General features: G+C 66.6%; 21 protein-coding genes and 1 riboswitch. Of the genes, 11 read left to right on the forward strand and 10 right to left on the reverse strand.

What is annotated here, in order from left to right:
- The first annotated feature begins 24 nt into the window (after positions 1 to 24).
- Positions 25 to 531 carry an acyl-CoA thioesterase gene (locus AC27VL_RS12240; RefSeq protein ID WP_089238821.1) on the forward strand — a complete coding sequence of 169 codons (507 nt, stop codon included), beginning with the start codon at positions 25 to 27 and terminating at the stop codon, positions 529 to 531.
- A 97-nt stretch (positions 532 to 628) separates the two neighbouring features.
- On the opposite strand, the gene ppc is transcribed toward AC27VL_RS12240, so the two are convergent.
- Positions 629 to 3,340: a phosphoenolpyruvate carboxylase gene (gene ppc / locus AC27VL_RS12245; RefSeq protein WP_488766703.1), complete on the reverse strand. Its 2,712-nt coding sequence runs from the start codon at positions 3,338 to 3,340 to the stop codon at positions 629 to 631.
- A gap of 235 nt (positions 3,341 to 3,575) precedes the next feature.
- On the reverse strand, positions 3,576 to 6,092 hold the full coding sequence (locus AC27VL_RS12250; RefSeq protein ID WP_488766641.1) for a prolyl oligopeptidase family serine peptidase: 2,517 nt from the start codon (positions 6,090 to 6,092) through the stop codon (positions 3,576 to 3,578).
- A gap of 123 nt (positions 6,093 to 6,215) precedes the next feature.
- Positions 6,216 to 6,298: riboswitch (S-adenosyl-L-homocysteine riboswitch) on the forward strand.
- Positions 6,299 to 6,334: 36 nt separating this feature from the next.
- Between AC27VL_RS12250 and ahcY the strand changes: the two genes are divergently transcribed.
- The 5 genes from ahcY (at position 6,335) to AC27VL_RS12275 (ending at position 11,379) form a co-directional block, all read left to right on the forward strand.
- On the forward strand, positions 6,335 to 7,780 hold the full coding sequence (gene ahcY / locus AC27VL_RS12255) for an adenosylhomocysteinase (protein WP_089238815.1): 1,446 nt from the start codon (positions 6,335 to 6,337) through the stop codon (positions 7,778 to 7,780).
- A 253-nt stretch (positions 7,781 to 8,033) separates the two neighbouring features.
- Entirely contained in the window at positions 8,034 to 8,819 is a 786-nt protein-coding gene (locus tag AC27VL_RS12260; RefSeq protein ID WP_488766644.1) for a lysozyme inhibitor LprI family protein, read from the forward strand.
- 50 nt (positions 8,820 to 8,869) lie between these two features.
- The gene (locus AC27VL_RS12265; RefSeq protein WP_488766646.1) at positions 8,870 to 10,240 is read left to right on the forward strand and encodes a peptidoglycan-binding protein; all 1,371 of its coding nucleotides are present in this window, start codon (positions 8,870 to 8,872) and stop codon (positions 10,238 to 10,240) included.
- Between the two features lie 171 nt (positions 10,241 to 10,411).
- Positions 10,412 to 10,885, forward strand: a complete 474-nt coding sequence (gene ybaK / locus AC27VL_RS12270; RefSeq protein ID WP_100551579.1) for a Cys-tRNA(Pro) deacylase — start codon at positions 10,412 to 10,414, stop codon at positions 10,883 to 10,885.
- Positions 10,885 to 11,379 (forward strand): hypothetical protein, encoded by a 495-nt coding sequence (locus AC27VL_RS12275; RefSeq protein ID WP_483023257.1) that lies wholly within the window; start codon positions 10,885 to 10,887, stop codon positions 11,377 to 11,379. Before ybaK ends, AC27VL_RS12275 begins: the two co-directional genes overlap by 1 nt.
- A 91-nt stretch (positions 11,380 to 11,470) precedes the next feature.
- Here AC27VL_RS12275 and AC27VL_RS12280 read toward each other — a convergent pair whose 3' ends face one another.
- Entirely contained in the window at positions 11,471 to 12,097 is a 627-nt protein-coding gene (locus AC27VL_RS12280; RefSeq protein ID WP_482996964.1) for a TonB family protein, read from the reverse strand.
- Between the two features lie 138 nt (positions 12,098 to 12,235).
- Positions 12,236 to 12,793: a DUF3228 family protein gene (locus AC27VL_RS12285; RefSeq protein ID WP_488766649.1), complete on the reverse strand. Its 558-nt coding sequence runs from the start codon at positions 12,791 to 12,793 to the stop codon at positions 12,236 to 12,238.
- Between the two features lie 105 nt (positions 12,794 to 12,898).
- Between AC27VL_RS12285 and AC27VL_RS12290 the strand changes: the two genes are divergently transcribed.
- The 3 genes from AC27VL_RS12290 to AC27VL_RS12300 are packed head-to-tail and all read left to right on the forward strand — an operon-like array spanning position 12,899 to position 16,001.
- Positions 12,899 to 14,023, forward strand: coding sequence for a type 1 glutamine amidotransferase domain-containing protein (locus tag AC27VL_RS12290; RefSeq protein ID WP_488766651.1), 1,125 nt, complete (start codon positions 12,899 to 12,901; stop codon positions 14,021 to 14,023).
- 2 nt (positions 14,024 to 14,025) lie between these two features.
- Entirely contained in the window at positions 14,026 to 14,715 is a 690-nt protein-coding gene (locus AC27VL_RS12295) for a response regulator transcription factor (RefSeq protein WP_488766653.1), read from the forward strand.
- A complete protein-coding gene (locus AC27VL_RS12300; RefSeq protein ID WP_488766655.1) occupies positions 14,712 to 16,001 on the forward strand; it encodes a sensor histidine kinase in 1,290 nt (429 codons plus the stop codon). Before AC27VL_RS12295 ends, AC27VL_RS12300 begins: the two co-directional genes overlap by 4 nt.
- A gap of 23 nt (positions 16,002 to 16,024) precedes the next feature.
- Here the strand turns inward: AC27VL_RS12300 and AC27VL_RS12305 are convergent, their stop codons facing one another.
- Genes AC27VL_RS12305 through AC27VL_RS12315 form a run of 3 tightly spaced genes read right to left on the reverse strand, consistent with a single transcriptional unit; the run spans position 16,025 to position 18,775 of the window.
- Positions 16,025 to 16,756 carry a LytR/AlgR family response regulator transcription factor gene (locus AC27VL_RS12305; RefSeq protein WP_483023253.1) on the reverse strand — a complete coding sequence of 244 codons (732 nt, stop codon included), beginning with the start codon at positions 16,754 to 16,756 and terminating at the stop codon, positions 16,025 to 16,027.
- Positions 16,753 to 17,802 carry a sensor histidine kinase gene (locus tag AC27VL_RS12310; protein WP_488766704.1) on the reverse strand — a complete coding sequence of 350 codons (1,050 nt, stop codon included), beginning with the start codon at positions 17,800 to 17,802 and terminating at the stop codon, positions 16,753 to 16,755. Before AC27VL_RS12310 ends, AC27VL_RS12305 begins: the two co-directional genes overlap by 4 nt.
- 37 nt (positions 17,803 to 17,839) lie before the next feature.
- On the reverse strand, positions 17,840 to 18,775 hold the full coding sequence (locus AC27VL_RS12315) for an alpha/beta fold hydrolase (RefSeq protein WP_488766657.1): 936 nt from the start codon (positions 18,773 to 18,775) through the stop codon (positions 17,840 to 17,842).
- A gap of 203 nt (positions 18,776 to 18,978) precedes the next feature.
- Here AC27VL_RS12315 and metF point away from each other — a divergent pair, with 203 nt between their 5' ends.
- Both metF and AC27VL_RS12325 read left to right on the forward strand, forming a co-directional pair.
- Positions 18,979 to 19,806 (forward strand): methylenetetrahydrofolate reductase [NAD(P)H], encoded by an 828-nt coding sequence (gene metF, locus AC27VL_RS12320; protein ID WP_483023251.1) that lies wholly within the window; start codon positions 18,979 to 18,981, stop codon positions 19,804 to 19,806.
- A gap of 41 nt (positions 19,807 to 19,847) precedes the next feature.
- The gene (locus AC27VL_RS12325) at positions 19,848 to 20,426 is read left to right on the forward strand and encodes a DUF4124 domain-containing protein (RefSeq protein ID WP_488766659.1); all 579 of its coding nucleotides are present in this window, start codon (positions 19,848 to 19,850) and stop codon (positions 20,424 to 20,426) included.
- A 197-nt stretch (positions 20,427 to 20,623) separates the two neighbouring features.
- On the opposite strand, the gene AC27VL_RS12330 is transcribed toward AC27VL_RS12325, so the two are convergent.
- From AC27VL_RS12330 to AC27VL_RS12340, 3 genes are all read right to left on the reverse strand, one after another.
- Positions 20,624 to 21,577, reverse strand: a complete 954-nt coding sequence (locus AC27VL_RS12330) for a Nudix family hydrolase (RefSeq protein WP_100551568.1) — start codon at positions 21,575 to 21,577, stop codon at positions 20,624 to 20,626.
- Between the two features lie 96 nt (positions 21,578 to 21,673).
- A complete protein-coding gene (gene secA, locus AC27VL_RS12335) occupies positions 21,674 to 24,391 on the reverse strand; it encodes a preprotein translocase subunit SecA (RefSeq protein WP_488766661.1) in 2,718 nt (905 codons plus the stop codon).
- Positions 24,392 to 24,655: 264 nt separating this feature from the next.
- Entirely contained in the window at positions 24,656 to 25,609 is a 954-nt protein-coding gene (locus AC27VL_RS12340; RefSeq protein WP_089238787.1) for a M23 family metallopeptidase, read from the reverse strand.
- Positions 25,610 to 25,615 lie beyond the last annotated feature (6 nt).

Consider the following 25,615-nt stretch of genomic DNA (forward strand, 5'->3'; position numbering starts at 1 on the left):
ACGCCACGCCGATACAATCGCTCCATGTCGACCGAACTCAAATCCCACCAGCTGTCCATGACCGTGCTGATGTCGCCGGAAATGGCCAACTTCTCCGGCAAGGTCCACGGCGGTGCGATCCTGCGCCTGCTCGACCAGGTCGCCTATGCCTGCGCCAGCCGCTATGCCGGCCGCTACGTGGTCACCCTGTCGGTGGACCAGGTGGTGTTCCGCCAGCCGATCGCGGTCGGCGAACTGGTCACCTTCCTGGCCTCGGTGAACTACACCGGCACCTCGTCGATGGAAATCGGCGTCAAGGTGGTGGCCGAGGACATCCTCAAGCGCAGCGTGCGCCACGCCAACAGCTGCTTCTTCACCATGGTGGCGGTGGACGAGGAAGGCCGGCCGACGCCGGTTCCATCACTGCAGCCGGCCAGTTCGGACGAGAAGCGCCGCCAGGCCGCAGCATTGATCCGCCGCCAGCTGCGCCAGGAAATGGAGCAGCGGCACCTGGAACTGCTGGCGTCGAATCCGCCGTCGCCGGAAGAATGATCTCAAACCCGGTAGTGCCGGCCGCTGGCCGGCAACCTCCTGATGCTCGGAAACAGATGCAAGGTTGCCGGCCAGCGGCCGGCACTACCACAGCGGCTCACCCGGTGTTCTGCACGCCCTGCGAAACACCATTCACGCAGGCCACCAGCGCACGCAGCAGGTCATCGTCCTCGCGCCCGCTTCCGCGCCAGCGCTGCAGCAGGTCCACCTGCAGCACGCTGATCGGGTCCACATAGGGATTGCGCAGGCGGATCGACAGCGCCAGCCGCGCGTCGTGGTCCAACAGGGTCTGCTGCTCCATCAGCGCCAGCAGCCAGTGCCGGGTCAGTTCCAGTTCGCGTTCAACCTGCGGGAAGAACGCGTCGTGCAGCTCGCCTGACAGGCGCGAGAACTGTTCGGCGATGGTGATATCGCCCTTGGACAGCACCATCGCGATGTCATCCAGGAACGTGCGGAAGAACGGCCAGTCCCGCGCCATTTCACGCAGCGTGGCTTCATGGCCGGCGTCCACCGCCGCCTGCAGGCCGCTGCCGACGCCATACCAGCCCGGAATCACCGCGCGCGCCTGGCTCCAGGCGAACACCCACGGAATCGCACGCAGGTTGGTCAATGCCGCATCCTGGCCGAGCCGGCGCGAAGGCCGCGACCCCAGTGTCATCCGTTCGATCACATCGATCGGCGTAGCGGTGCGGAAGTAATCCATGAAACGTGGCTGGCCGACGAACGCCCGATAGACTTCGCTGCTGGAACCGGCGACCACGTCCATCACCGGCCGCCATGCGTCCTCGCGCGGCTCGGCGGCGCGCGGGCGCAGGCTGGCGCGCAGTACCGCACCGGTGGCCTGCTCCAGCGAACGCAGCGCCAGCGCGCGGATGCCGTACTTGCGGTGGATCACTTCGCCCTGTTCGGTCACCCGCAGGCGGCCATCGATGCTGCCGCGTGGCGAGGCATCGACCGCATGCGTGGTCTTGCCGCCACCACGGCTGATCGAACCGCCGCGGCCATGGAAGAAGGTCAGGCGCAGGCCCGCTTCGGCAGCCACCTCCAGCAGCTCAACCTGCGCGCGTTGCAGGCCCCAGCGCGAGGCGGCAATGCCACCGTCCTTGCTGCTGTCCGAATAACCCAGCATCACCATCTGCACATCATCACGTGCACGCAGATGCGCGCGGTACACCGGATCGGCCAGCAGGTCACGCAGCGTCGCGGTGCCGCGCTTGAGATCGTCCACTGTCTCGAACAGCGGCGCGATATCCAGCGGCACGCTGCCGGCGTCATCGACCAACCCACCACGGCGCGCCAGCGCGAGCACTGCCAGCACATCGCCACGGTCGTGCGCCATCGAGATGATGTAGCTGCCCAGCGCGTCGCCACCATGCCGCGCACGCGCATCGGCCAATGCGGCAAACACCGCATCCAAGCGCTGGCTGCCCTCATCATCGCCAGCGGGCAAGGGTGTTTCACCACTGGCATGTGGCGCCAGCAGGCGCGCGCGTCCAGCTGCATCCAACGCATCCCATGCTGCGTCGCCGCCCAGCACCGCCGCCAGCGCGCGCGCATGCACGCTCGATTCCTGGCGCACATCCAGCCGCGCCAGATGGAAGCCGAAGGTCTTCACCCGCCACAGCAGGCGCTGCACGGCGAAGCCGCCGGCATGTTCGCCACGGTTCGCGCGCAGGCTGTCGAGGATCAGCTGCAGGTCATCGATCAGCTCGTCGGGGCCGGCATAGGCGCCGTCGGCATCATCCAGCGTGGCCTGCAGGCGCGCGCGCATGCGGTCGTTGAGCAACCGATACGGCATGTCGGCATGGCGTGGCCGCGACTGCACCTGCGGCAGCAACTGCTGGTAATGCGCAACACGCGCCTGCAGTGCATCGCTCACCCCCACCCGTTCGGTGGATTGGCTGAGCAGGCTGGCCAGCTGCAGCAGCTCCTTCTGGTACTGGCCCAACACGGCAACGCGCTGTGCATCCAGCGTGTTGCGGATGGTGTGCGCATCCACATTGGGATTGCCGTCCATGTCGCCACCCACCCACGTGCCGAAATGCAGCAGGCGTGGCAACGGCAGCTCTTCGCCATAGGTATCGCGCAGTGCCTGCTGCAGCGATTCGTACAGCACCGGAATCACCCGGTACAGCACCTGCACCAGATAGAAGCCGACGTGCTCGCGCTCGTCATCCACGGTCGGACGCACCGGTGAGGAATCGGTGGTCTGCCACGATGCGGTCAACGCCATGCGGAAGCGCGCGGCGTCGGCGGCGGCCTCACCGGGGGTGCGTTGGCCGTCGAGGTTGTCGACCAGGCTGGCCACCATCAGCTGCTCTTTTTCCAGCAGCGCGCGGCGCACGGCCTCGGTCGGGTGCGCGGTGAACACCGGCTCGATATCGATGCGTGGCAGCCACTGCGCCAGCTCGTCCAGGCCAACGCCCTGCGCCTTCAGGTGCTGCAGGGCATCCTGCAGGCCATCGGGTTGTGGTGCGGCGGCAACGGCGCGCTGGTAGTCGCGGCGTCGGCGGATGCGATGCACGCGCTCGGCGATGTTGACCACCTGGAAGTAGGTGCTGAACGCACGCACCATGGTCTCGGCCTGCTGCGGCGCACGCCCGGCCAGGCCATCGGCCAGTTCGGACAGCGGCGCCTGGTTCTCGCGGCGGGCGATCGCACGCGTACGCACGTCCTCGACGTCATCGAGAAAAGCGGCCGACACCTGCTCGACCAGCAGGTCGCCGACCAGTGCACCGAGACGGCGCACATCGTCACGCAGGGGAAGATCGGGGGAAGCGAACTCGATACTGCTGCGGTACTCGTTCATCGGCGACGCACAGGCCTCGGTCAACGGATCCAGACCCCAAGCCTAAACCAGATTACGCACGATGCTGCGATGCGGAAATGGTTTCATCTGCACGTATCCGCAGCAGAAGCAGCCGAGCGTGGGCTCGGCTCTACAGACGTCATCACGCGCCATACCCTGTAGCGCCCGAGCCCGTGCTCGGGTGGCGGCGCAGCCGAACAGGCGGCCCCCGCAGCGAGGGCCGCCGTCATGCGCGTCAGCGCGTCTTCTTGGCCTTGCCCTGCTGCACCGGACCCAGGGTCTGCTCCAGCCAGCGCTCGCTCTCGGCCAGCATGGTCATGATCGATTCGCGTGCGCGGTAGGCGTGCGATTCGTTCGGCAGCATCACCAGTCGGGCAGTGCCGCCCAAGCCCTTCACCGCAGCGAACATGCGCTCGCTCTGCAGCGGGAACGTGCCCGAATTGTTGTCGTCCACGCCATGGATGAAGAGAATCGGATCCTTGATCCGCTCGGCGTAGTTGAACGGCGCCATCTTCTGGTACACGTCCTGCGCCTGCCAGTAGTTGCGCTCTTCGGCCTGGAAGCCAAACGGGGTCAGCGTGCGGTTGTAGGCGCCGCTGCGGGCGATGCCGGCCTTGAACAGGCGGGTGTGCGCGAGCAGGTTGGCGGTCATGAACGCACCGTAGGAATGGCCACCGATGGCGATGTGCTCGCGATCGGTCACGCCACGCCGCACCACCTCGTCCACCGCGGCCTGCGCATTAGCCACCAGCTGTTCGATGTAGGTGTCGTTGGGTTCCTTGTCGCCTTCGCCGATGATCGGCATCGACGGGCTGGCCAGCACCACGTAGCCCTTGGCCAGGAACGCCTGCGGGCCCCAGTAGCTGATCGCGTTGAAGCGGTACGGCGAATCGGTCACCTGGCTGGCGGCCGCCGCGCTCTTGAACTCACCCGGGTAGGCCCACATCAGCAGCGGCCGCGGACCATCGCGCTTGGGGTCATAGCCCGGCGGCAGCAGCAGGGTCGCGGTCAGGTCCACGCCGTCCTTGCGCTTGTAGCGGATCTGCTCTTTCTGCACGCCCTTCAACTGCGGGAGCGGATGGGCGAAGTGGGTCAGCGCGCGCGGTGCAGCGTTGGTGTCGGTCAGCGACTGCACGTAGAAGTTGGTCGGTTCATCCGGGCTTTCGCGACTGATCAGCAGCGAACTGGCCTGCGCATCCAGCAACGTCACCGGCGCAGCGTAGGTCGGTGCCTGCGAATGGAACAGGCGCGTCGCCTTGCCGCTGGCCACCTCGAAGCGATCGACGAACGGACGGTCGCCTTCCGGCGATGCACCGGCACCGGCCAGATACAGGCTGCCACCATCGGCGGTGGTCTGCAGCAGCGAGCGGCCGCGGTCATCGCTGGCCATCAGCGGACGACCCGGATCGGCATAACGGTCCTGCGCATCGCGGTCCCACAGCAGCCTGGCATCGGCGCTGGCGTTATCCGGTGCGATCAGCCAGGTCTTGCTGCGGCGGGTCTTCCACCACGATTCGTTGAGCAGGGCCAGGTCGCCGCGGCCCCAGCTGATGCCGGCGTAACGGCTGCCGAGCTGGGCCAGGGTCACCGGCGGCGTGTCGAACGGTGCGGCCTGCATTAACACCGCATCGCGCACCTTGGCTTCCCTGTTCGGGTCGCCGCCGTCCTGCGCTTCGGCCCAGACCAGGGTGGCATCGGCATCGCCGCGCCAGCTGATGTCACGCACGCCGGTCACTTCGGCATCGTTGCCGGTCGGCAAGCCCTCCACCAACGGACGCACGGCCACGGTGTGCACCAGCTTGCCGGTGCTGCGGTCGAGCACTTCGATGCGGCGCGGGAAGCTGCTCACCGGCACCACGTAGGAGTACGGGCGCTGCACCGGCTGGCTGAGCACAAAGCGGCCATCGGGCGACACCGCAAAGCCCATGAAGATGCCGGCCGCACCGATGGCACGGCTCTGCCCGTCCAGGCTGACCTCCACCGGCTGGGTGGTGGCGTAGTAATCGAACTGGCGCGCGTCGGCCTCGTTCTTCAGCAGATCCTGGTAGGTGCGGATGGACACCACGCCGCCGCCCTGACCGGTCTGCTGCACGGCCGGGCCGGTCGGAATGCCATCCGCGGCCGGTGCGGCACCCAGGTTGGCCGGGCGGGTGAACACCACCAGCCCACGGCTGTCCGGCAACCACTGGTAGCCACTGCCCAGGACAGTGTTCAGGCCGGCGACCAGACGCCGGGCGCTGCCGCCGGCAACGTCCACCAGCCACAGCTCATTGGCGCCGGTAGCGGCATCGACCTGGTTGAAGGCCAGCCACTTCTGGTCCGGCGACCACGTCAGGCTGGCAATCGACAGCGAGGCCGGCAGCCCGCTGATCTGCCGCTCCTTGCCGTCGGCCACGTTCATCAGCCACAGCTTCTGGCCGAAGCTGAAGCGGCTGTCGGAGAAGGTGCGCGGGTTGATGCGCAGGCCGGCAAGCTTCAGTTCCGGCTGCGCCACCACCTGGATCGACGGCAGCGACGGCATCTGCATCAGCGCGGCCACGTCGCGGCGTGGGGACAGGTACAGCGACGGCGCCCGCGGCGCGTCGACCACCGCCTGCAGTGCGGCAGAGGGCAGCTCATAACCGGTCACGCCCTGCGCTTGGGTCTGTGCCGCCTGCGGGGCCGCAGCCCAGGCCTGCGGGACCACCGCCAGCAGGGCCATCGACAGGACCAGGCCAGTCAAGCGCCGGTTGCGGCGTGCGTGCGTGCTCATCATTGTTCCACCTGTTCGCTGCGTGAAGCCCTCGACCTTAACAGGCCATGCACATCCGCCCATCTGCCGATGGTTGGGTCATCGCTGTGTCACAGCGGAGGCGCGATATAATGGGCATCCTCCCCTGCCGAGGGGCGCTGCGACCGGATCCCTTGAGACCGGCCAGGCTCGGCCAGGTGGCTTTGCAACAACGGCGCCCGGCTAGATGCGAGCATCCGCTCGCCCACAACCGGAGCTACTGCATGAATGCTGTTGCCAAGACCTTCTCCACCGAAGGTGATTACAAGATCCGCGACATCACCCTGGCCGACTGGGGCCGCAAGGAACTGGACATCGCCGAGCACGAGATGCCGGGCCTGATGTCGATCCGTCGCAAGCACGCCGCCACCCTGCCGCTGAAGGGCGTGCGCGTGACCGGTTCGCTGCACATGACCATCCAGACCGCGGTGCTGATCGAGACGCTGAAGGACATCGGCGCCGACGTGCGCTGGGCCTCGTGCAACATCTTCTCGACCCAGGACCATGCCGCTGCGGCGATCGCCGCCACCGGCACCCCCGTGTTCGCCTGGAAGGGCGAGTCGCTGGAAGAGTACTGGGACTGCACCCTGGACGCACTGACCTTCACCCTGGCCGACGGCACCCTGACCGGCCCGGAACTGGTGGTCGACGACGGCGGTGACGTGACCCTGCTGATCCACAAGGGTTACGAGCTGGAAAACGGCAGCACCTGGGTGGACGAAAAGGCCGCCTCGCACGAAGAGCAGGTCATCAAGAACCTGCTCAAGCGCGTGGCCAAGGAGCGTCCGGGTTACTGGGGTCGCGTGGTCAAGGACTGGAAGGGCGTTTCCGAAGAAACCACCACCGGCGTGCACCGCCTGTACCAGCTGGCGCAGGCCGGCACCCTGCTGATCCCGGCGATCAACGTCAACGACTCGGTCACCAAGAGCAAGTTCGACAACCTGTACGGCTGCCGCGAGTCGCTGGCCGATGGCCTCAAGCGCGCGATGGACGTGATGCTGGCCGGCAAGGTCGCCGTGGTCTGCGGCTACGGTGACGTGGGCAAGGGCTGCGCCGCCTCGCTGCGTGCCTACGGTGCGCGCGTGGTGGTTACCGAGATCGACCCGATCTGCGCCCTGCAGGCGGCGATGGAAGGCTTCGAGGTCAACACCATCGAGTCGACCCTGGGCCGTGCCGACCTGTACGTCACCACCACCGGCAACAAGGACATCATCCGCATCGAGCACCTGAGCGCGATGAAGGACCAGGCCATCGTCTGCAACATCGGCCACTTCGACAACGAGATCCAGGTCGATGCGCTGGTCGCCTTCCCGGGCGTGAAGCACGTCAACATCAAGCCGCAGGTGGACAAGTACATCTTCCCGAACGGCAACGCGATCTTCCTGCTGGCCGAAGGCCGCCTGGTGAACCTGGGCTGCGCCACCGGCCACCCGAGCTTCGTGATGTCCAACTCGTTCGCCAACCAGACCCTGGCCCAGATCGACCTGTGGGCCAACAAGGGCAGCTACGAGAACAAGGTGTACCTGCTGCCGAAGAAGCTGGACGAAGAAGTGGCCCGCCTGCACCTGGAGAAGATCGGCGTGAAGCTGACCACCCTGAGCCAGGAACAGGCCGACTACATCGGCGTGCCGGTGGAAGGTCCGTTCAAGCCGGATCATTACCGCTACTGATGCCGTGCGCGGGGTCGGATCCCTTTCCGCAGGAAAGGGCTCTGGCTCCAGCAACGGATGCACACGGACGGGCGCCTTCGGGCGCCCGTTCTGCATTCCGGCACCCGCCAGCCCGATCCGCGCGCCCTGTCACAGAGCCCTACGACGTCGCTTGCTACGCTCTGTTCCCCCCGACGGCCCCCCAGTTCCATGGTTCGCCCCATGCCTGCCGCCCGCAGGCCATGCGCCAGGACGCAGACATCAAAGGATAGACATGCAGCGCAGCAGTGAACGTATGACCCGCGCCATCAAGCCCCTCGTGACCCTGTGCTGGGTGGCCCTGCTGGCCGCCTGCACCCCGCCGTCCGGCGATGCCCAGGCCACGACGCCTGCAGCAGCCAGCGGACAGGCCAACACCGACGGCAAGGCGACCAGCGCCCCCGCAGCGAGCGCCGGCAGCACCACCTGCGCCGATTCGGCATCGCCGGTGCAGGCCCTGATCTGCAACGACCCCGCCCTGTTGAAGCAGGAAGGCGAGCTGGCCAAGGCCGAAGCCACCGCAAGCCAGACCCTGGATGCCGCCGGCAAGGCCAGGCTGCAGGCCGAGCAGCAGCGCTGGATCCAGCACACGCGCGACCTGTGCAGCGACGCGCACTGCCTGCAACAGGTAGTTGCCGACCGCCTCAAGGTGCTGTCGGCCACGCGCGACGGCCTGGTCGACCAGGACGCCTGCGAAGTGCCCGACGGCCAGCAGCAGTGCGTGGACATGCTGGTGCTGCGCGACCCCAACAGCCAGCTGGCGACCTTCAACACGCTGCTGGGCGAAAACGGCCAGGAAGGCCGCCTGCTGGGCTGCACGGCGGCTACCAACATCGGCGGCGGCCACAACGCCCAGCTTGCGGCCAACTGCACCCAGGAAACGGCCAGCGGCAAGCGCAACGTGCAGCTGTGCAGCAACCAGATGGTCGGACAGTTCGCCATCGAGCCGGCGCCCGCCGCCTACGGCACCGAGGCCACCCGCCAGCTGCTCGGCTTCACCCAGCAGCACTGCGCCGGCTGACATCCGCCGGCCAGGCCCGGCTCCTTTTTCCTCATTGAAGGACGATCATCATGGCAACGGATTCCACCCTCACCCGCGAGCAGCTGTCCACGCTGTTCCTCAACACCGAGCTGGGCGGCAACACCCGCCATCTGGACCATTTCGCGTACGCCAAGGAAGGCACCAGCACCTACTCGTTCGGCCTGGTGCAGTTCGACGTCGGCGGCAACCCCCAGGCCAGGCGTTTCCTGCGCGACAACGGCTTCAGCAACGGTGACATCGAACTGCTGTCCCAGCAGGGGGGGCTGAGCACGCAGCAGCTGGCCGCGCTCGACGCCAAGCTGCAGGCCATTCCGCAGGCCAACATCGATCAGCTTACCAACGCCAAGCTGGACAGCGCCATCGCGCGCGTCGACGAGGCCATCACCAAGGTGCGTGCGACCAACCCGGCCGCCGCCGATGCCATCGTGGCAAACCCGGAACTGCAGCTGGCCATGGCCGACTATGACAACCAGTTCGGCAGCATGGGCCCGCAGTTCATCAACTATCTGGCCGGCAATGCGGAAAAGCTGCAGGGCGGTACCATCCAGGCCGGCGATCCCCCCACCCGGGCCGACGTGCAGACCTTCGTCGATGCAACCAAGTACGGCATCCAGTCGCCTGCGGCCGTGACCAGCCGTGATGAACGCTTCGACACGGCCATGAGTCAGCTGGGCATCGCCCAGACCCATGCCCCCTCGCACGGCTCGCCCACCACACCCGGTGCTCAGGCTGGTAGTGGCGTGCTGGTGAACGGCGCAAAGGGTGATGAAGTGCAGGCCATGCAGCAGAAGCTGGCCGACCTCGGCTACACGGGCAAGGACGGTGCACCGCTGGTGGCCGACGGTCACTTTGGCCCGGGCACGCTGCAGGCAGTCCAGCAGTTCCAGCGCGATCACCAGCTGACCGTGGACGGCAAAGCCGGCAACGGCACCCTGGGGGCGCTGGACGCGGCAAGCCAGCAGCGCCAGCAGCAGGCCGAACCTGCGGCGCCCGCAGCAGCACCGAGCATGGCCACGCCCGGGCACGCCGACCATCCGCGCTACCAGCAGGTGGTGGAGAAACTGGAGGCGCTTGAGCAGCAGCGCAGCCAGGGCGGGCTTTCGCCGCTGTTCCATGACCGCGGCCAGCTGGAGAATGCCGCTGGACAGGTCGCCTACGAGTCCAAGGTCGTCGGCATGTCACAGGTGGACACCGTGGTGGCGCGCCCGGATGGCCAGGGCGTGTTCGCGGTACAGGGCCAACTGGGTGATCCTGCCGCGCACCGCACCTACATCGACCTTGCGCAGGCGGTCGGCCAGGACCTGCCGTCCAGCACACGCCAGAGCGAAGCGTTGAACGCCGAACAGACACAACGGCAGGCGCAGGAACAGGCACAAGCGCAGCAGCCGATGTCGCGCTGATCTGCGATGGATCGGGTGGATCCACGCATGACGTGGATCCATCTATTGCCGACTATCGCGGACGTGATGAGTTGCCCGCGCCGGGATGCCGGGGAGCCGCTTCCCATCACCAGCCGATGCAGCAGTAGCCTCGGTCAAGTCAGCAGGGAAAGGCCGCGCTACGATTCCCCCATGACCCCGGCCATCAACCTGCTCAAGCGCGAGAAGATCGCCCATACCGTGCACAGCTACGTGCACGACGCCCATGCCGAATCCTACGGCGGCGAAGCCGTCGAAAAGCTGGGCCTGGACCCTGCACAGGTATTCAAGACGCTGCTGGCCAGCACCGAAACCCACGAACTGCTGGTAGCGATCGTGCCGGTGGCCGGCCAGCTCGACCTGAAAGCACTGGCCGAAGCCGCCGGCTGCAAGAAATGCGAGATGGCCGCCGTCGATGCCGCGCAGCGCGCAACCGGCTATCTGGTCGGCGGCATCAGTCCGCTGGGGCAGAAGAAGCGCCTGCGCAGCTTCCTTGATGCCAGCGCGCAGACGCTGCCGCAGTTGCATGTCAGCGCGGGGCGGCGTGGACTGGAAGTCGAGCTGGCACCCGCCGACCTGCTGCGCCTGACCGGCGGCCATTACGCCGCGATCGGCAGGCCCCGTTGATGCGCTGGCCATGGTCCGCATCGCCGCCACCGCGGCTGGATGATCCGCAGGCCGACGTGCTGCTGCAGGATCTGCTGTCGCGCGATGCCAGCCGTATCCACGCGGCGAGCAGCCAGCTGGCGCGGTTGTTCAGTGCCACTACGCTTGACGCACTGGCGCCACATGCCGAACGGATCGAGCAGGCCTGCCAGGGCGTGCAGCTCGGCGGTGCGCTGGTCAGCAACGATGTGCACCTGAAAGCCGCACTGCGCCGCCTGCGCTATTGGCGTGAACGCAGCGGCTGCCTGTGCGCGCTGTATCCGGACTATCTGTTCTTCAACCCACGCCGGCTGATCGAACAGGGGCATGTGCGGCTGCTGGAACAGGGCGTGGCCGAGGATGGCTGGGGCGACCGGCATCGGGTGGCCTGCACAAGCTGCGGCCTTCGGTGGGACGCTACCGATCGCGAGTACCACTACCCGTGGTGGGAGTGGATCGTTGTGACCGATGATTGAAGCCACGCATGGCGTGGCTCCACCGCGAAGGTGGGTCTACGCCAAGCTGGTTGCGCCGGTTCCGGTTGCAGATGCCAGACAGGCGCATCCATCATTCGTTGAGGGCGAAGGTCACCGGCACTTCCATCACACTCATGGCGGGCAGTGCAGGCTGTTGCACGTCGCGTTGCATGGTCCACGAGCGGACCCCCTTGGCCGCTGCCGTGTCCAGCACCGCGTGACCGCTGGACACGCGTACTACCGCTGCAACAACCCTGCCGTTCTCGTTCACCAGCGCCCTCAGACGCACTTTGCCCTGCAATCCGTCACGGACAGCCGTAGCCGGATATTCCGGAATGCCGGGCTTCCAGTTGCCGTTGGCGGCAGGGAACAACGTGGTCTTGGACGACAGCGGGCAACGTGCAGGCAAACGCAGCACCAGCGACAACGGCTGCGCAGATGACTGCGGTTCCAACGCGGCCTTGCATGCGGCCATCGACACCGCTTCCAGCATGCGTTGCTGGCGCGCCAATGCGTCCGCATCAACAGCCACCACGTGCAATGTGCAGCGCCCTTGCTGGACACGTGCCTGCAGCGCGGTGACGCCCACATCCTGGATGGATGTCGCGTCTGTCAATCCACCGCACGCGGCGGCGGCATCGTAACGCTGGGCCGAACTGTCGAATGAACCCAGCAAGGCGCCCAGTGCCAACGCCCACGGCATCCACGTCCTGATCATCGTTGCTTCCTGCTGTGATGGAGGCTGCATCGTATCGCGCGGCACCCGGCCCGAATTCACATCCCAGCGCGCTGTCGATGCCACGCATGGCGTGGCACTACCTGGCGGCCTCGCGCTGCGCTTGGCGACGTTGCGTTCTCACGGCCGCCAGTTGGCGTTGCTCTCCCAGAACGCCACCGCACGCTGGTACGCCGCGCGATCCAGCGGCACGTCCGACCCTCCCTCTTCCACACCCAGTGCATTGCGCATCATGGTGATCGGCGCCATCGGCACTTCTTCCGGTTCGGCGGTGTAGATGCAGCCGACGATGCCCCAGTCCGCATCAATGGGCGAGCCTTCCTTGGCCAACTGCTCGGCGCTGTACAGGATCACCACCAGATAGTTGGCACGCGGCGATTCCACGCCCTCGAACCAGCGCACCAGCACCGGCAGCTCCTCGCGGTTGCGCGCCTCGTAGCCGCTGCGCAGCTGGTGGCGGTTGGCGTCGGTGATCGGCACCGTCAGGCAGCGTGTGCTGGTCCAGTTCTCGTACACGAACAGTTTGCAGAACGGTGCATAGCCATCGAGCACCTTCAACGGCGGATGCGCGTTGAGGTGCGCCTCGAACTGCTCGGCGCTGCAGTCCTGGATGGTGTTGCCGCGCGGCACGCGGGGGAACAGGCGGGGGCGGGCGAAATCGGTGAGGACGATGGACATGGCGATGTGATGCGGGAACAGGGACTCAGGTTAACCGCCGGCGTGCTTGAAGTCTGCTTCACATCTGCCGCGCAGACTGCGCCGCACACCCAAGGAGAGACGAGCATGTTCCGATTCCACCCGAGCCATCTGCTAGCGCTGGTCCTGCTGCCGTTGGCTGTTGTTGCGGCCCCCGCTCCGCCAGAGCCGCCGCGCGTGCTGCTGGTGGTCAGCAGCGAGGGCCGCGACCAGGGCAAGAGCCGTCCGGGTTTCGAGATGGACGAGTTCGCCCAAGCCTGGTTGATCCTCAAGCGCAACGGCTTTGCCATCGACGTGGCAAGCCCCCGCGGCGGTGCCGTGGAAGCAGACAAGTACAACCCTGCCGAAGCATTCAATGCCGCGCTGCTTGCCGATCAGCAGGCCGTTGCCAAGCTGGCGGCCACGCTTCCCACAGAACAGCTTCGTGCCGCCGATTACCAGGGCGTGCTGGTGATCGGCGGAAAAGGCGCGATGTTCGACCTGCCCGGCGACACCGCCCTGCAGCAGACCATCGCCAGCATCTGGGAACAGGGCGGCGTCGTTGCCGCCGTCTGCCACGGCCCCGCCGCACTGGCGGAGGTACGCCTGGGCAATGGACGCCCGCTTGTGCAGGGCCGGGCGATGACCGGTTTCACCGAGGAAGAGGAAACCCAGTTCGGCAAGCGCTGGGCGAAGGAGTTCAGCTTCCAGCTGGAGCCGCGCATGCGCGAACTTGGGGCGCACTGGCAGGAGGCGCCGCTGATGATGCCCAAGGTGGTGGTTGATGGCCGGCTGCTGACCGGGCAGAACCCGTTCTCGACCGCGGCCCTCGCCGATGCCTTCGTGCGTGCCAGTGGTCGCACTCCTGCAGCGCGCGAGCCCTGGCGTGACGAACGCAGCATGGTCCTTGTCGAGCAGCACCTGCAGCGGCGCGACGACAGCGCAGCGCGGCAGCTGGCAGAGCGCAGCACCGATTTCCATGTGGAGCTGATCGGCATGCTCGGGTACGTGCAGCTGCAGGGTGCAGCCGACGGCACTCAGGTCTCCGATGCACTGGCCATCATGCAGCTGGCCCGCCCGCACATGCAGGAACCGCGACTGGACGTGGCCATCGCCGATGCGCACTGGCGCCTCGGCAGGACGACCCAGGCACGCGAGCAGTTGCTGGCACTGCTGGAAAAGCAGCCGCAGCTGGACGAAGCTAAGGCTCTCCTGGCCCGCATGCAGCCCTGACCATGGACGCCGAGCGCCTGCGCCTGCTGTTGATCGAAGACAACCTGCCGCTGGCCTCGGCCATCGTCGACCTGCTGCAGGCCCAGGGCCATCAGGTCGACTTCGCCGCCGACGGCCAGGTCGGCCTGCGGCTGGCGCTGGCAACACCACCGGACGTGCTGCTGCTCGATGTGGGACTACCAGGCATTGACGGCATCACCTTGTGCCGGCGGTTGCGTGAATGCAGCGACCGTCATGTGCCGGTGTTGATGCTGACCGCACGCGATGCGATCGACGACAAGCTGCAGGGGTTCGCTGCCGGCGTGGACGACTACCTGGTCAAGCCGTTCGACGACGCAGAGCTGCTGGCCCGTTGCCTTGCCCTCGCCCGGCGCCATCGCGTGGGCCAACCGAACCTGCTGCAGATCGGTGCGTTGAGCATCGACCGGCGCAGCGGCCAGGCCTGGCGCGCGGGCACGGCGCTGGAGCTGCAGCAGGTTCCACAGCGCATCCTGCTGGCACTGGCCGAAGCCTGGCCACGCACCGTCACCCGCAGCGAACTGGTGCAACGCCTGTGGGGAGATGAAGCGCCCCCCTCCGATCCGCTGCGCTCGCATCTGTACCTGCTGCGCCAGGTACTGGACCGGCCATTCGACGGTGAGATGCTGCGCACCGTGCACGGCGTCGGCTTCCGGCTGGAGGTCTCGCCATGAAGCGGCGGCCGATCCAGCGCCTGCGCCGCCGCCTGGTCGTCGCGTTTACGTCCTTCACCCTGCTCATTGCCACGGTGTTCGGGCTGTATTCGCTGGTTTTCATGTACGCCGTGGAAGACAGCGTTTTCAATGCACAGCTGGCCCGTGAAGCGAAGGCGCAGCTTGCCGTCCATGCAGCTAGGGGTCGGTGGCGCGAGCCGGGTGATGCGGCCATCCGTCTGTATCAGGACACGGCCGCGTTCCCAAGCGATCTGCAGACCGCATTCACCCAGGAGCCGTGGCGTTCTGAATTCAGCGGCAACGAGGGCCGGCACTACCACGTGCGACGCATGGATCCGCCACCGCCGTCACGGCCTGCCTGGCTGATCGCCGAGGTCAGCTCTCAGCTGGCGGTGCGCCCGATCCGCGATGGCGTGGTGGCCCTGCTGGCCGGCACCGCGCTGGTGATGGTGCTGCTGGCGATCCTGCTGGGCGTGTGGCTTGCGCGCCGTGGCACGCGCCCTCTGTACTCGCTCGTGGCGCACGTGGAGGCGTTGCCGCTGCTACCGCAGGCAGACACCGCCCTGGCTGCTCACTTCGAGGATGACGAGATCGGCGTGCTGGCGCGTGCCGTGGACCGGCTGTCCGCTCGGGTGGCCGCCTTTGTTGCCCGCGAACACGCCTTCACCCGCGATGCCAGCCACGAACTGCGCACACCATTGGCGGTGATTTCCAGCGCTGCCGGCCAGTTGCTGCACGAACCCGGGCTGTCCGAGCGCGGGCAGCAGCACCTGCAGCATATCCGCCTGTCCGCGCTGCAGCTTCAGCAGGCGGTGGCGGCACTGCTGGCCCTGGCCCGCGAGGACGAGGCGCCACCCGCCGCGCAGGTGCGTCTGATACCGCTGCTGGAGCGGGTCATCGTTGAACAGGCTCCTCTGCTCGGCGCACGGCCAGTGGAGGTACAGATGACAGTGACCGACGATGCGGCGCTCTGCGCGCCGGAGCCGGCCCTGCGCGTGGTGCTGTCCAATCTGATCGGCAATGCCTTCGCCCATACACCGCTGGGACATGTGCGCATCAGCATGGAAGCAGGCGAACTGTCGGTGTACAACAGCACTGGCAGCGACGCATCCCTTGGCCACTGGCCCGATCCACGCCCTTTTGAAAAAGGCCAGGACAGCCTTGGTAGCGGCCTCGGCCTGGAGATCATGCGTCGCCTGTGCGATCACCATGGCCTGCAGCTGCGGATCGAACGACACGCCCTTGGCGTGCGGGCGATCCTGCGCGGCTTGCCGATGCAGGGATGATTCGCCCAACCGTGTGGTGCCGTCTACAGCGCCATACGCTCGCGCAGCTCCCGTGCCTGCCGCCGCGATACCTCGACTTCACTGCCATCATCCAGCGCCAGATCGTAACCATCGCCGATGCTCGGCGCGACCGCACGGATGCGCCGCAGGTTGACCAGCGTGTTGCGGTTGGCACGGAAGAATAGATCCGGCGGCAAGCGTGCTTCCAACGCGCTCAGGCTGCGGGCCAGCAACGCGTTCTGGTCGCGGAACCACAGCCGCGTGTAGTTGCCATCCACCACCAACCGGCGGATCTCGGCAACGGCCACGAACCAGCAGCGCTCGCCTTCGCGCACGAACACCTGGTCCTGCGCGCCCAATGTGCCGTGACCGCCTGGAGCTTCGGTACTCAGCTGCGCATGCTGGCGTGCACGCTCCAGCGCCTCCAGCAGGCGCGGGGCTTCCACCGGCTTCACCAGGTAGTCCAGCGCGTTGGCCTGGAATGCGCGTACTGCGTAGCTGTCATAGGCAGTGACGAACACCACCGCAGGCACCCTTTCCAGCCCGTCCAGTACATCGAAGCCGCTGCCGGAGGGCATCTGCACGTCCAGCAGCACCAGGTCCGGTGCCAGCGTGGCGATGGCTTCGCGCGCGGCCGGCACGTCGTCGGCCTCGCCCACGCACTGCACCCAGGGCAGCGACGACAACAGCGTCCGCAGCTCCTGCCGCGCCAGCCGAGCATCGTCGACGATCAACACACGCAGCACGGTGGTCATTGCGGAATCTCCAGCAGGGCCCGCATGCGGTCGCCGATCGGCTGCAGGGCGAAACGGCCACGCGTACCCAGTTGCGTGCGCAGGTAGGCCAGGCCGACACCATGGCCAGGGGTGGGTTCATTGCCGCTGCCAAGCGGGTTGTCCACCTGCAGGCGCAGCAGGTCATCTTCCAGCGACGCGCGGATATGTACCTCACCGCCGCCCGCGCGGCTGGCAATACCATGTTTGATTGCGTTCTCAACGAGCAGTTGCAGCGCCATCGCTGGCAGATGTGCCTGCACAGCTTCTGCCGCTATCTCCCGCCGCACCTGCAGACGCTGTTCGAAGTGGATCGCCTCGATGGCCAGGTAGTCATCGACCACTGCCAGTTCCTCGGCCAGGGTCACCTGCTCGCTGCGGTTGTGGGCCAGTGCGTGGCGCAGCGTGCGCGACAGGCGGGTGACCATGTCGCGGGCACGCTCTGGGTCCTCCAGGATCAGCGCGCGCAGGTTGTTCAATGCGTTGAACATGAAATGTGGATTCAGCCGCGCACGCAACGCATCGCGCTCCAGGGCGCTGCGCTCCGCCTCCGCGCGCAACCGCGCCAGCTCGCTGTGGCGCGCGCGGCGCAGGCCATGCAGGCCCGCCCACAGGCCCGTCCACATCAACAGGAACAGGGCGGTGTTCATCCAGTACAGCACGACCGACGACGGCTGGTAATCTGCATGCCCACCGGGCAACTGCACCCAGCCCATGGTCAGTGCCGGCAGCAGCAAGGCCGCCGTCAGCCCCTGTGCGATGCTGGCGCCGACCACCACGCCAGCGGCCAGCTTCAGCACCAGGCTGCCCAAACTGCCATCCCACCAGCGCTGCCGCAGCGCGACCGAACGCAGCGCGCCGCTGCACAACCACAGGGACACGGCAATGCTGAGAGAGATCAACACCACGCCGCTGAACAGCGTGCCGCCGCCGACACGCACCCCCAGCCACAGGCTGTACGCCGCATAGCCTGCCCACGCCAGCGCGTTGAGGGTCCAGAAGCGGCGGGATGGCGTGGTTGCGTCCAAAGGCAGCCTCAGCGGTGGAAGGAAGGGCATGCAACGATCAGGAATGCGCGGCAAGGAAGCGGCGCAGCTGCGCCTGCAGCCAGCGCGGATCATCCCACATCAGGAAGTGGTAGCCCTGTGCGCTCATCTCGATCTGCACACCCGGCAGCTTCGCGTACTGCGCCTGGAACTGCGCACGGGTACTGGCCTCCGTACCACCCATCGGCTGGTAAGCCGCCCAACTGCCCAATACCAGCACCGGCGTATTGATACCGGCGATGTCATCACGCAGATCGCGCACCAGCATGGAGTACATCGCATCGGCCATGCTCGTGCGATCACTGTCGCGCCCCCAACGCTGGAGCTCCGGCAGATGCTGCGTGCTGCGGGTCAGGGCCTTGGCGGTCGCGTCGTTGCGTGCATTGAAGCTGGCCTCATCGGCCGCCAGCAGGCCTTCGCGCAGCTGCCCGGCCATCATCCCCACGTTCTGCGCGGTGGCCTGCGGGTTCATCACCGCCGCATAGAACGGCAGCGAATCCACGATCACCAGCGGACCGACGGCATCGGGTGCCTTCAGTGCCATCTGCATTGCCAGCACGCCTCCCAGGCTGTGGCCGATCACGGCAACCTTCGACAGGTGCTGCGCCTGCAGATAGCCCAGCAGTTCATCACGCATCGCCGGCAGGAAATCCGCCGGGCGCGGATCGGCAGGCGCCGCACCGGCAAAACCCGGCAGCTGCACCAGATGGCACTGCACGTCCTTCAGCGCCAGGCAGGTCTCACGCCAGACCTCCGCACTGCTGTTGAGCCCGGGAATCATCAGCAAGGGACGGCCTTTGCCGACCACCTCGATCCGCACCGTATTTGGGACGGCGGCCTTGTCGATGGCGGTGGCATGGGCCGGGCCCGAGCCAAGCACGGCCAGCGCCATGCCGACCATCGCCAGCCGGGCCGTTGCCTTCATCGCGTACCAGAATGCCAGGAAGATCTTCATCGTCTGCTCCTTCATCAGGTGGGTGGTGCCGGGAATGGGGCCAGCGTGGCTCCGCTTCCTGTGCCCCGGTTGCGATTACGGAGCAACGGCCCGTCAGCGGGGCGAACGGTCGTCTGCCCGGGATGGCCTGACCCGGCCATCCACTGAACATCCATCTTGATGAAGCGATATACTCATTCCCACCCGTCGCCGCCGCCCGTGCCATGACCGCCATCAGCTTCGAGTTCTATCCGCCCAAGACCGACGAACAGCGCACCCAGCTGGACCGTGCCGCGGCCAGGCTGAAGGCGTATGCCCCCGAGTACGTGTCCTGTACCTTCGGCGCCGGTGGCTCGACCCTGAGCTACACCTCCGAGACCGTGCGCCATCTCAACCAGCACCACGGCTTCGATGCGGCACCGCATCTGTCCTGCGTGGGTGGCACCCGCCAGGAGATCCGCGAGCTGCTCAAGCTGTACCGCGCCATCGGCTGCCGGCGCCTGGTCGCGCTGCGCGGTGACCTGCCCTCCGGCATGGGCTTCCCCGGCGACATGCGCTACGCCTCCGAACTGATCGCCTTCATCCGCGCCGAACACGGCGATGCCTTCCGCATCGAAGTGGGCGCGTATCCGGAAACGCATCCACAGGCGCAGGACGCCCTGCTCGACCTGAAGCACTTCAAGGCCAAGATCGACGCCGGTGCCGATGCGGCCATCACCCAGTACTTCTTCAACGCCGACGCCTACTTCCACTTCGTCGACGAAGTGCAGCGGCTCGGCGTGCAGGTGCCGATCACCCCGGGCATCATGCCGATCTCCAACTTCAGCCAGCTGCGCCGCTTCTCCGAACAGTGCGGTGCGGAAATTCCGCGCTGGATCAGCCGCAAGATGCAGGCCTACGGTGACGACGCCGAATCGGTGCGTGCGTTCGGTGCCGAAGTGGTGGCCAAGCTGTGCCAGCGCCTGGTTGAAGGCGGCGCACCGGGCCTGCACTTCTACACCTTGAACCTGGCCAAGCCGACGGTCTCGGTACTGACGCTGCTGCGCGGCTGAAAAGTACGCTGCGTTATCGCAATCGGCGCTACGCTGCGGCGATGAAGGTCGTCCTGTCCCTGTTGCTGCTCCTGCTGCTGCCCGGCGTCTGCGCCATCGCGCAGGCGCAGTCCACGCGCTTGAACCGCTGCACCGATCCGCAGGGGCAAAGTGTCTACACCGACCGTCCCTGCGACAGCCTGGGTGCGCAGTCCCGGCGTCCGCCGCCGGCGCCTTCCGGCAATACCCTGCAGCGCGACAGCCTCGGCAGCAGCTGCCCACGCCGTTTGAGCGAACTGGTGCAGGCCTTGCACACGGCGGTAGCCGTCGGTGATGTGAACCGGCTCTCTTCGCTGTACCTGTGGGGCGCGGTGTCCGATGCGGGCGCTCAGCGGATTCTTGGCCAGCTGGAATCGGTGGTGCGGCGGCCGCTGGTGGACGTGGTGCCGGTGTATCCGCGGCAGGATCTGGACGAGGGCCAGGACATCGCCGCACAGGATTCGCAGACGGTGCCGCTAGCGACTGCGCGGCGACATCCGATCGGGTTGCGGTTGGAGCAGACGCTGCCAGGCAGCGCCACGCGCGCAGCGACCGTGCTTGGGCTGCGGCGGCAATATGGGTGTTTCTGGATTACGTTGTGAATGGGTTGAGCTGAGCGCCATCCACGCATGGCGTGGATCTACTGGTCCCTGCGTGGCGTGGGTCTGCTCATCCACGCATGGCGTGGATCTACTGCGGTGAGGGGTCGGATTCCTTTCCCGCGGAAAGGGCTCCGACCCCGGATTCGAGCGAGGAGGTCAGAGCTCCGCGTCGCGGGTAACCGGCCCCCTGTATGGCGCTACGCCGGCCACAGTCCGCGGATGGCGGCGATACCCTGCCCGCCGTGACGGCGTGCCTCGATCACGTGCTGCGGCGTCATGCCGCCGAGCGCGTAGATCGGCAGCGAGACCTGCGCGCGCATCGCGGCGAAGGCTTCCCACCCCAACGGCACTGCATCGGGATGGCTCGCAGTAGCCTGCACCGGGCCCAGCACAGCGAAGTCGCAGCCCAGCCGTTGCGCGTGCAACAGCTGTTCAAGGTCGTGGCAGGAGGCGGCGACCAGCTGCCCGGCCGGCAGCGGCCGTTCCTGCAGTGACTGCAGCTGCTCGCTGCCCAGGTGCACGCCGACGCCCAGGGTGCGCGCCAGTTCGATATCGCGGTTGAGCAACCACTGCACACCACGTCGATGCGCGCGCACGGCCTGCTCGATCATGCCCTGCCGCTGCGGATGCTCGGCCGGCAGGCGCAGCTGGATGCGTTGCTGACCCGATGCGACCGCCTGCTGCAGCTGGCCGTGCCAGCGCTGCAGGGCACCTTCATCCGTGTCCGGCGCTGGGGTGATCAGGTAGCAGTCCGGCTGGCGCAGTACGGCCACCACCGGCAGGTCGGCCGGTGGCATGGAATAGCGGACCAGCTTGTCCGGCGCCACCCAGGTGATGGCCTGGCCCTCGCGTCCGCGCGGGGTGCCCTTCCAACTGCGTACGTGCCGCACTTCCAGGGTCAGGTCCTTGTCCGGGTAGCGCTGCGGCACGTCCATGACCCACTCGCCCACCTCGGCCTCGATGCCCAGTTCCTCGTGCAGTTCACGCGCCAGCGCCTGCTCGGAGGTCTCACCGGGCTCGCGCTTGCCGCCCGGGAATTCCCAGAGGCCGGCCATGTCGCGGCTTTCGGTACGGCGGTTGAGCAGGATGCGGCCGCGGGCGTCAGTGATGACGGCGGCTACGACGTGGATCGATCGTTTCGGGGAAGGCATGGGGGGAGCATGCCGAAAACCGGGGCACCGGCGCAATCGCCGAACGCTTCAAGGCCCATAACAGGAAAGCCCCGCTTTCGCGGGGCTCTCCGGGGGTCAGCTCAGCTGGCCGTGGCAGTGCTTGTACTTCTTGCCGCTGCCGCACGGGCACGGATCGTTGCGACCGATCTTCGGCTCGTCACGCTGCAGCTGGGCGGCCTCTACCTGCGCCGCTTCCTCGTCGGCGCTGTAGCCGCCTGCGTCCTGATGCTGGAACTGCGACTGCTTCAGGCGGGCTTCCACCTGCTGGCGCTCGGCCGCTTCCAGTGCCTGCACTTCCTCGTCGCTGCGGATGCGCACACGAGCCAGCAGGGTCACCACTTCGCGCTTGACGTTCTCCAGCATGTCCGAGAACAGCTCGAAGGCTTCCTTCTTGTATTCCTGCTTCGGCTGCTTCTGCGCATAACCGCGCAGGTAGATGCCCTGGCGCAGGTAATCCATGCGGGCCAGGTGCTCCTTCCAGCTCTGGTCGAGCACGGTCAGCATCACGTGCTTCTCCAGTGCGCGCATGGTCTCTTCGCCCACACCCGCTTCCTTCTCGGCGAAGTGCTGGTTGATGCGTTCCTGCACCTTGGCGGTGATGCCTTCGGCGTCCAGTTCCTCGTGCGACTTGACCAGATCGGTCAGCGACATGTCCACGCCGAAGTCCGACTGCAGGGTGGCTTCCAGGCCACGCAGGTCCCACTGTTCGTCCACCGAGTTCGGCGGCACGAAGCGGGCGACGATGTCGAAGATCACGTCGTCGCGGATGCCATCGACGTTGTCCTTCACCGACTCAGCGTCAAGCAGTTCATCGCGCTGGGCGTAGATCACCTTGCGCTGGTCGTTGTTGACGTCGTCGAAATCCAGCAGGTTCTTGCGGATGTCGAAGTTGTGGGCCTCGACCTTGCGCTGCGCCTTTTCAATCTGGCGGCTGACCAGGCGGTCCTCGATGACGTCGTCTTCCTTCATGCCCATCATGCGCATGGCCTTCTGCACCCAGTCGGAGGCGAAGATGCGCATCAGGTTGTCTTCCAGCGACAGGTAGAAGCGGGACGAACCCGGGTCACCCTGGCGGCCCGAACGGCCACGCAGCTGGTTGTCGATACGACGCGATTCGTGGCGCTCGGTGCCGACGATGTGCAGGCCGCCCGCAGCCTTGACCGCGTCATGGCGCTTCTGCCATTCGGCCTTGATCGCGGCCTTCTGTTCGTCGGTCGCACCTTCGCCCAGCTCGTGGATTTCCGCTTCCAGCGAACCACCCAGCACGATGTCGGTACCACGACCTGCCATGTTGGTGGCGATGGTCACGGCCGCCGGACGACCGGCGTTGGCGACGATGGTCGCTTCGCGGTCGTGCTGCTTGGCGTTGAGTACTTCGTGCTTCACACCCGCCTTGCGCAGGTGCTCGGACAGCATTTCCGAGGTTTCGATCGAGGTGGTACCCACCAGCACCGGCTGGCCGCGCTTGGCGCACTCTTCGATGTCGGCCAGCACCGCATTGAACTTGCCCTTGCGGTTGAGGAACACCTGGTCCGGGCTGTCCTTGCGGATGGTCGGACGGTTGGTCGGGATCACCACCACTTCCAGGCCGTAGATGCTCTGGAACTCGAACGCTTCGGTATCGGCCGTACCGGTCATGCCGGACAGCTTCTTGTACATGCGGAACAGGTTCTGGAAGGTGATGCTGGCCAGCGTCTGGTTCTCGCGCTGGACCGGCACGCCTTCCTTCGCTTCCACCGCCTGGTGCAGGCCATCGGACCAGCGGCGGCCGGCCAGGGTACGGCCGGTGAATTCGTCGACGATGACCACTTCGCCATCGCGCACGATGTAGTCCACATCACGCTGGTAGATGGCGTGCGCGCGCAGCGCGGCGTTGAGGTGGTGGACCACGGTCAGGTTCTGCGCGGCGTACAGGCCTTCGGTCTCGGCATCGAGGATGCCCGCTTCGACCAGCAGCTGTTCGGCGTGCTCCATGCCCGCTTCGGACAGGTGCACCTGCTTGCCCTTCTCATCGACCCAGAAGTCGCCCTCACCGTCTTCCGCTTCCTGCTTGACCAGGTTCGGCACGATGCGGTTGACGCGGATGTACAGCTCCGGGGAATCGTCGGCCGGGCCGGAGATGATCAGCGGGGTGCGCGCTTCGTCGATCAGGATGGAGTCGACTTCGTCGACGATGGCGTAGTGCAGGCCGCGCTGGTAGCGGTCAGCCTTGGACAGCGCCATGTTGTCGCGCAGGTAGTCGAAACCGAATTCGTTGTTGGTGCCGTAGGTGATGTCCGAACCATAGGCTTCACGCTTGTCGCTGTGCGGCATGCCCGGGTAGACCACGCCCACGCTCAGGCCCAGCCAGTTGTACAGCTTGCCCATCTGCGCGGCATCGCGGCGGGCCAGGTAGTCGTTCACGGTGACCACGTGCACGCCCTTGCCTTCCAGCGCATTGAGGTACACCGGCAGGGTCGCCACCAGGGTCTTGCCTTCACCGGTGCGCATTTCTGCGATCTTGCCCAGGTGAAGCACCATGCCGCCGATCAGCTGCACGTCGTAGTGGCGCATGCCCAGCACGCGGCGACCGGCCTCGCGGCAGACCGCGAAGGCTTCCGGCAACACCTTGTCCAGGGCTTCACCATCGGCGATGCGCTGCTTGAATTCCGGCGTCTTGGCCTGCAGCTGCTCGTCGGAAAGCTTCTCGATCTCCGGCTCCAGCGCATTGATCTTGGCGACGATGCGGTTGAGCTGGCGCAGCTGTCGTTCATTACGACTGCCAAATACGCGGGTAAGCAGGCTGTTGATCATTGAAGGAACCGGGTTGGATGGGAATGCCGCACGGCTCCGGGAGGATCCGTCCGCCGCAAACGAAACAGGGCGCTTGGCGCCCTGTCGATGGCAACACCCATTGTAGCTTGGGATGGGCGGCAGGGGTTTCAACCCTTTGCGGTCGTGTAGGCGGCCGGGACCGGGGTCCTGGCGGCCGCGCTTCGCGCTCGCGGGGCATGGCCCCGCGCTACCGCCGGGATCCGACGGCGTCCCGGTAGCGCCGGGCCATGCCCGGCGTTGGGATCAACCGCGGGTGATGCGTCCGACCGGGGTATTGCCGCCATCGCCGAGGAACTTGCGCGGGTTGACCACGTTGCCGTTCTCCCACACCTCGAAGTGCACGTGGGCGCCGGTCGAACGACCGGTGGAACCGGCCTTGGCCACTTCCTGGCCGGCGCGGACGAGGTCGCCGACCTTCACCACCAGGCGCGAATTGTGCGCGTAGCGGGTGACGTAGCCATTGCCGTGGTCGACATCGACCACGTTGCCGTAGCCGCCCTTGACCCCGGAGAAGCTGACCACGCCGTCGGCCACCGACATCACCGGGTCACCGACGCGGGCGTGGAAGTCCATGCCCTTGTGGGTAGCGGCACCGCGACCGAACGGGTCGGCGCGGGTACCGAAGCCGGAAGTGACATAGCTGTTGCGGATCGGCATGCGCGAGGGCACGGCGTTCTGCTGCAGCTGGTGGTCGAACATCAGCGATTCCATCACCGACAACTGGCGGCCTGAAGCAGCGAAGCGCTGCTCCAGCATCTGTAAGTCGGCGTTGACGTCCTTCACCGGGATGTCGGCAGTCGGGCCGCCGGCATCACCGTCACCGAGGCCGGGGGTCTCGTTGAAGTCGAATTCGCCGTCTTCCAGCTTGCCCATCTGGGTCAGTCGCTCGCCCAGAGCGTTCAGGCGGGTGGCCTGTGCCTGCAGCTCGCCTAGGCGGGCGGCCAGCGCGTTGACCTGGGTCTGCGCATCGCGCTGGACCTTGGCCAGCTCGGCCTCCTGACGGTCGACCTTGGCCTGCAGGCGCGAATCATTGAGCGCACTGGCGCCAATGCCGCCGGCAAGGCCGATAATGCAACCTGCGCCGAGCACGCTGCCCAGCAGGGCTCGGGGGCGGTCCTCGAAGTAGAACCGCAAACGCGTGAGCGCCGATTTGGCCTGTCCTTCACGCGTTTTGATTACGATCTTTTTGAATGCCATCAGTGA

This window comes from Stenotrophomonas sp. 14P6.2.3 (genome assembly GCF_057799055.1).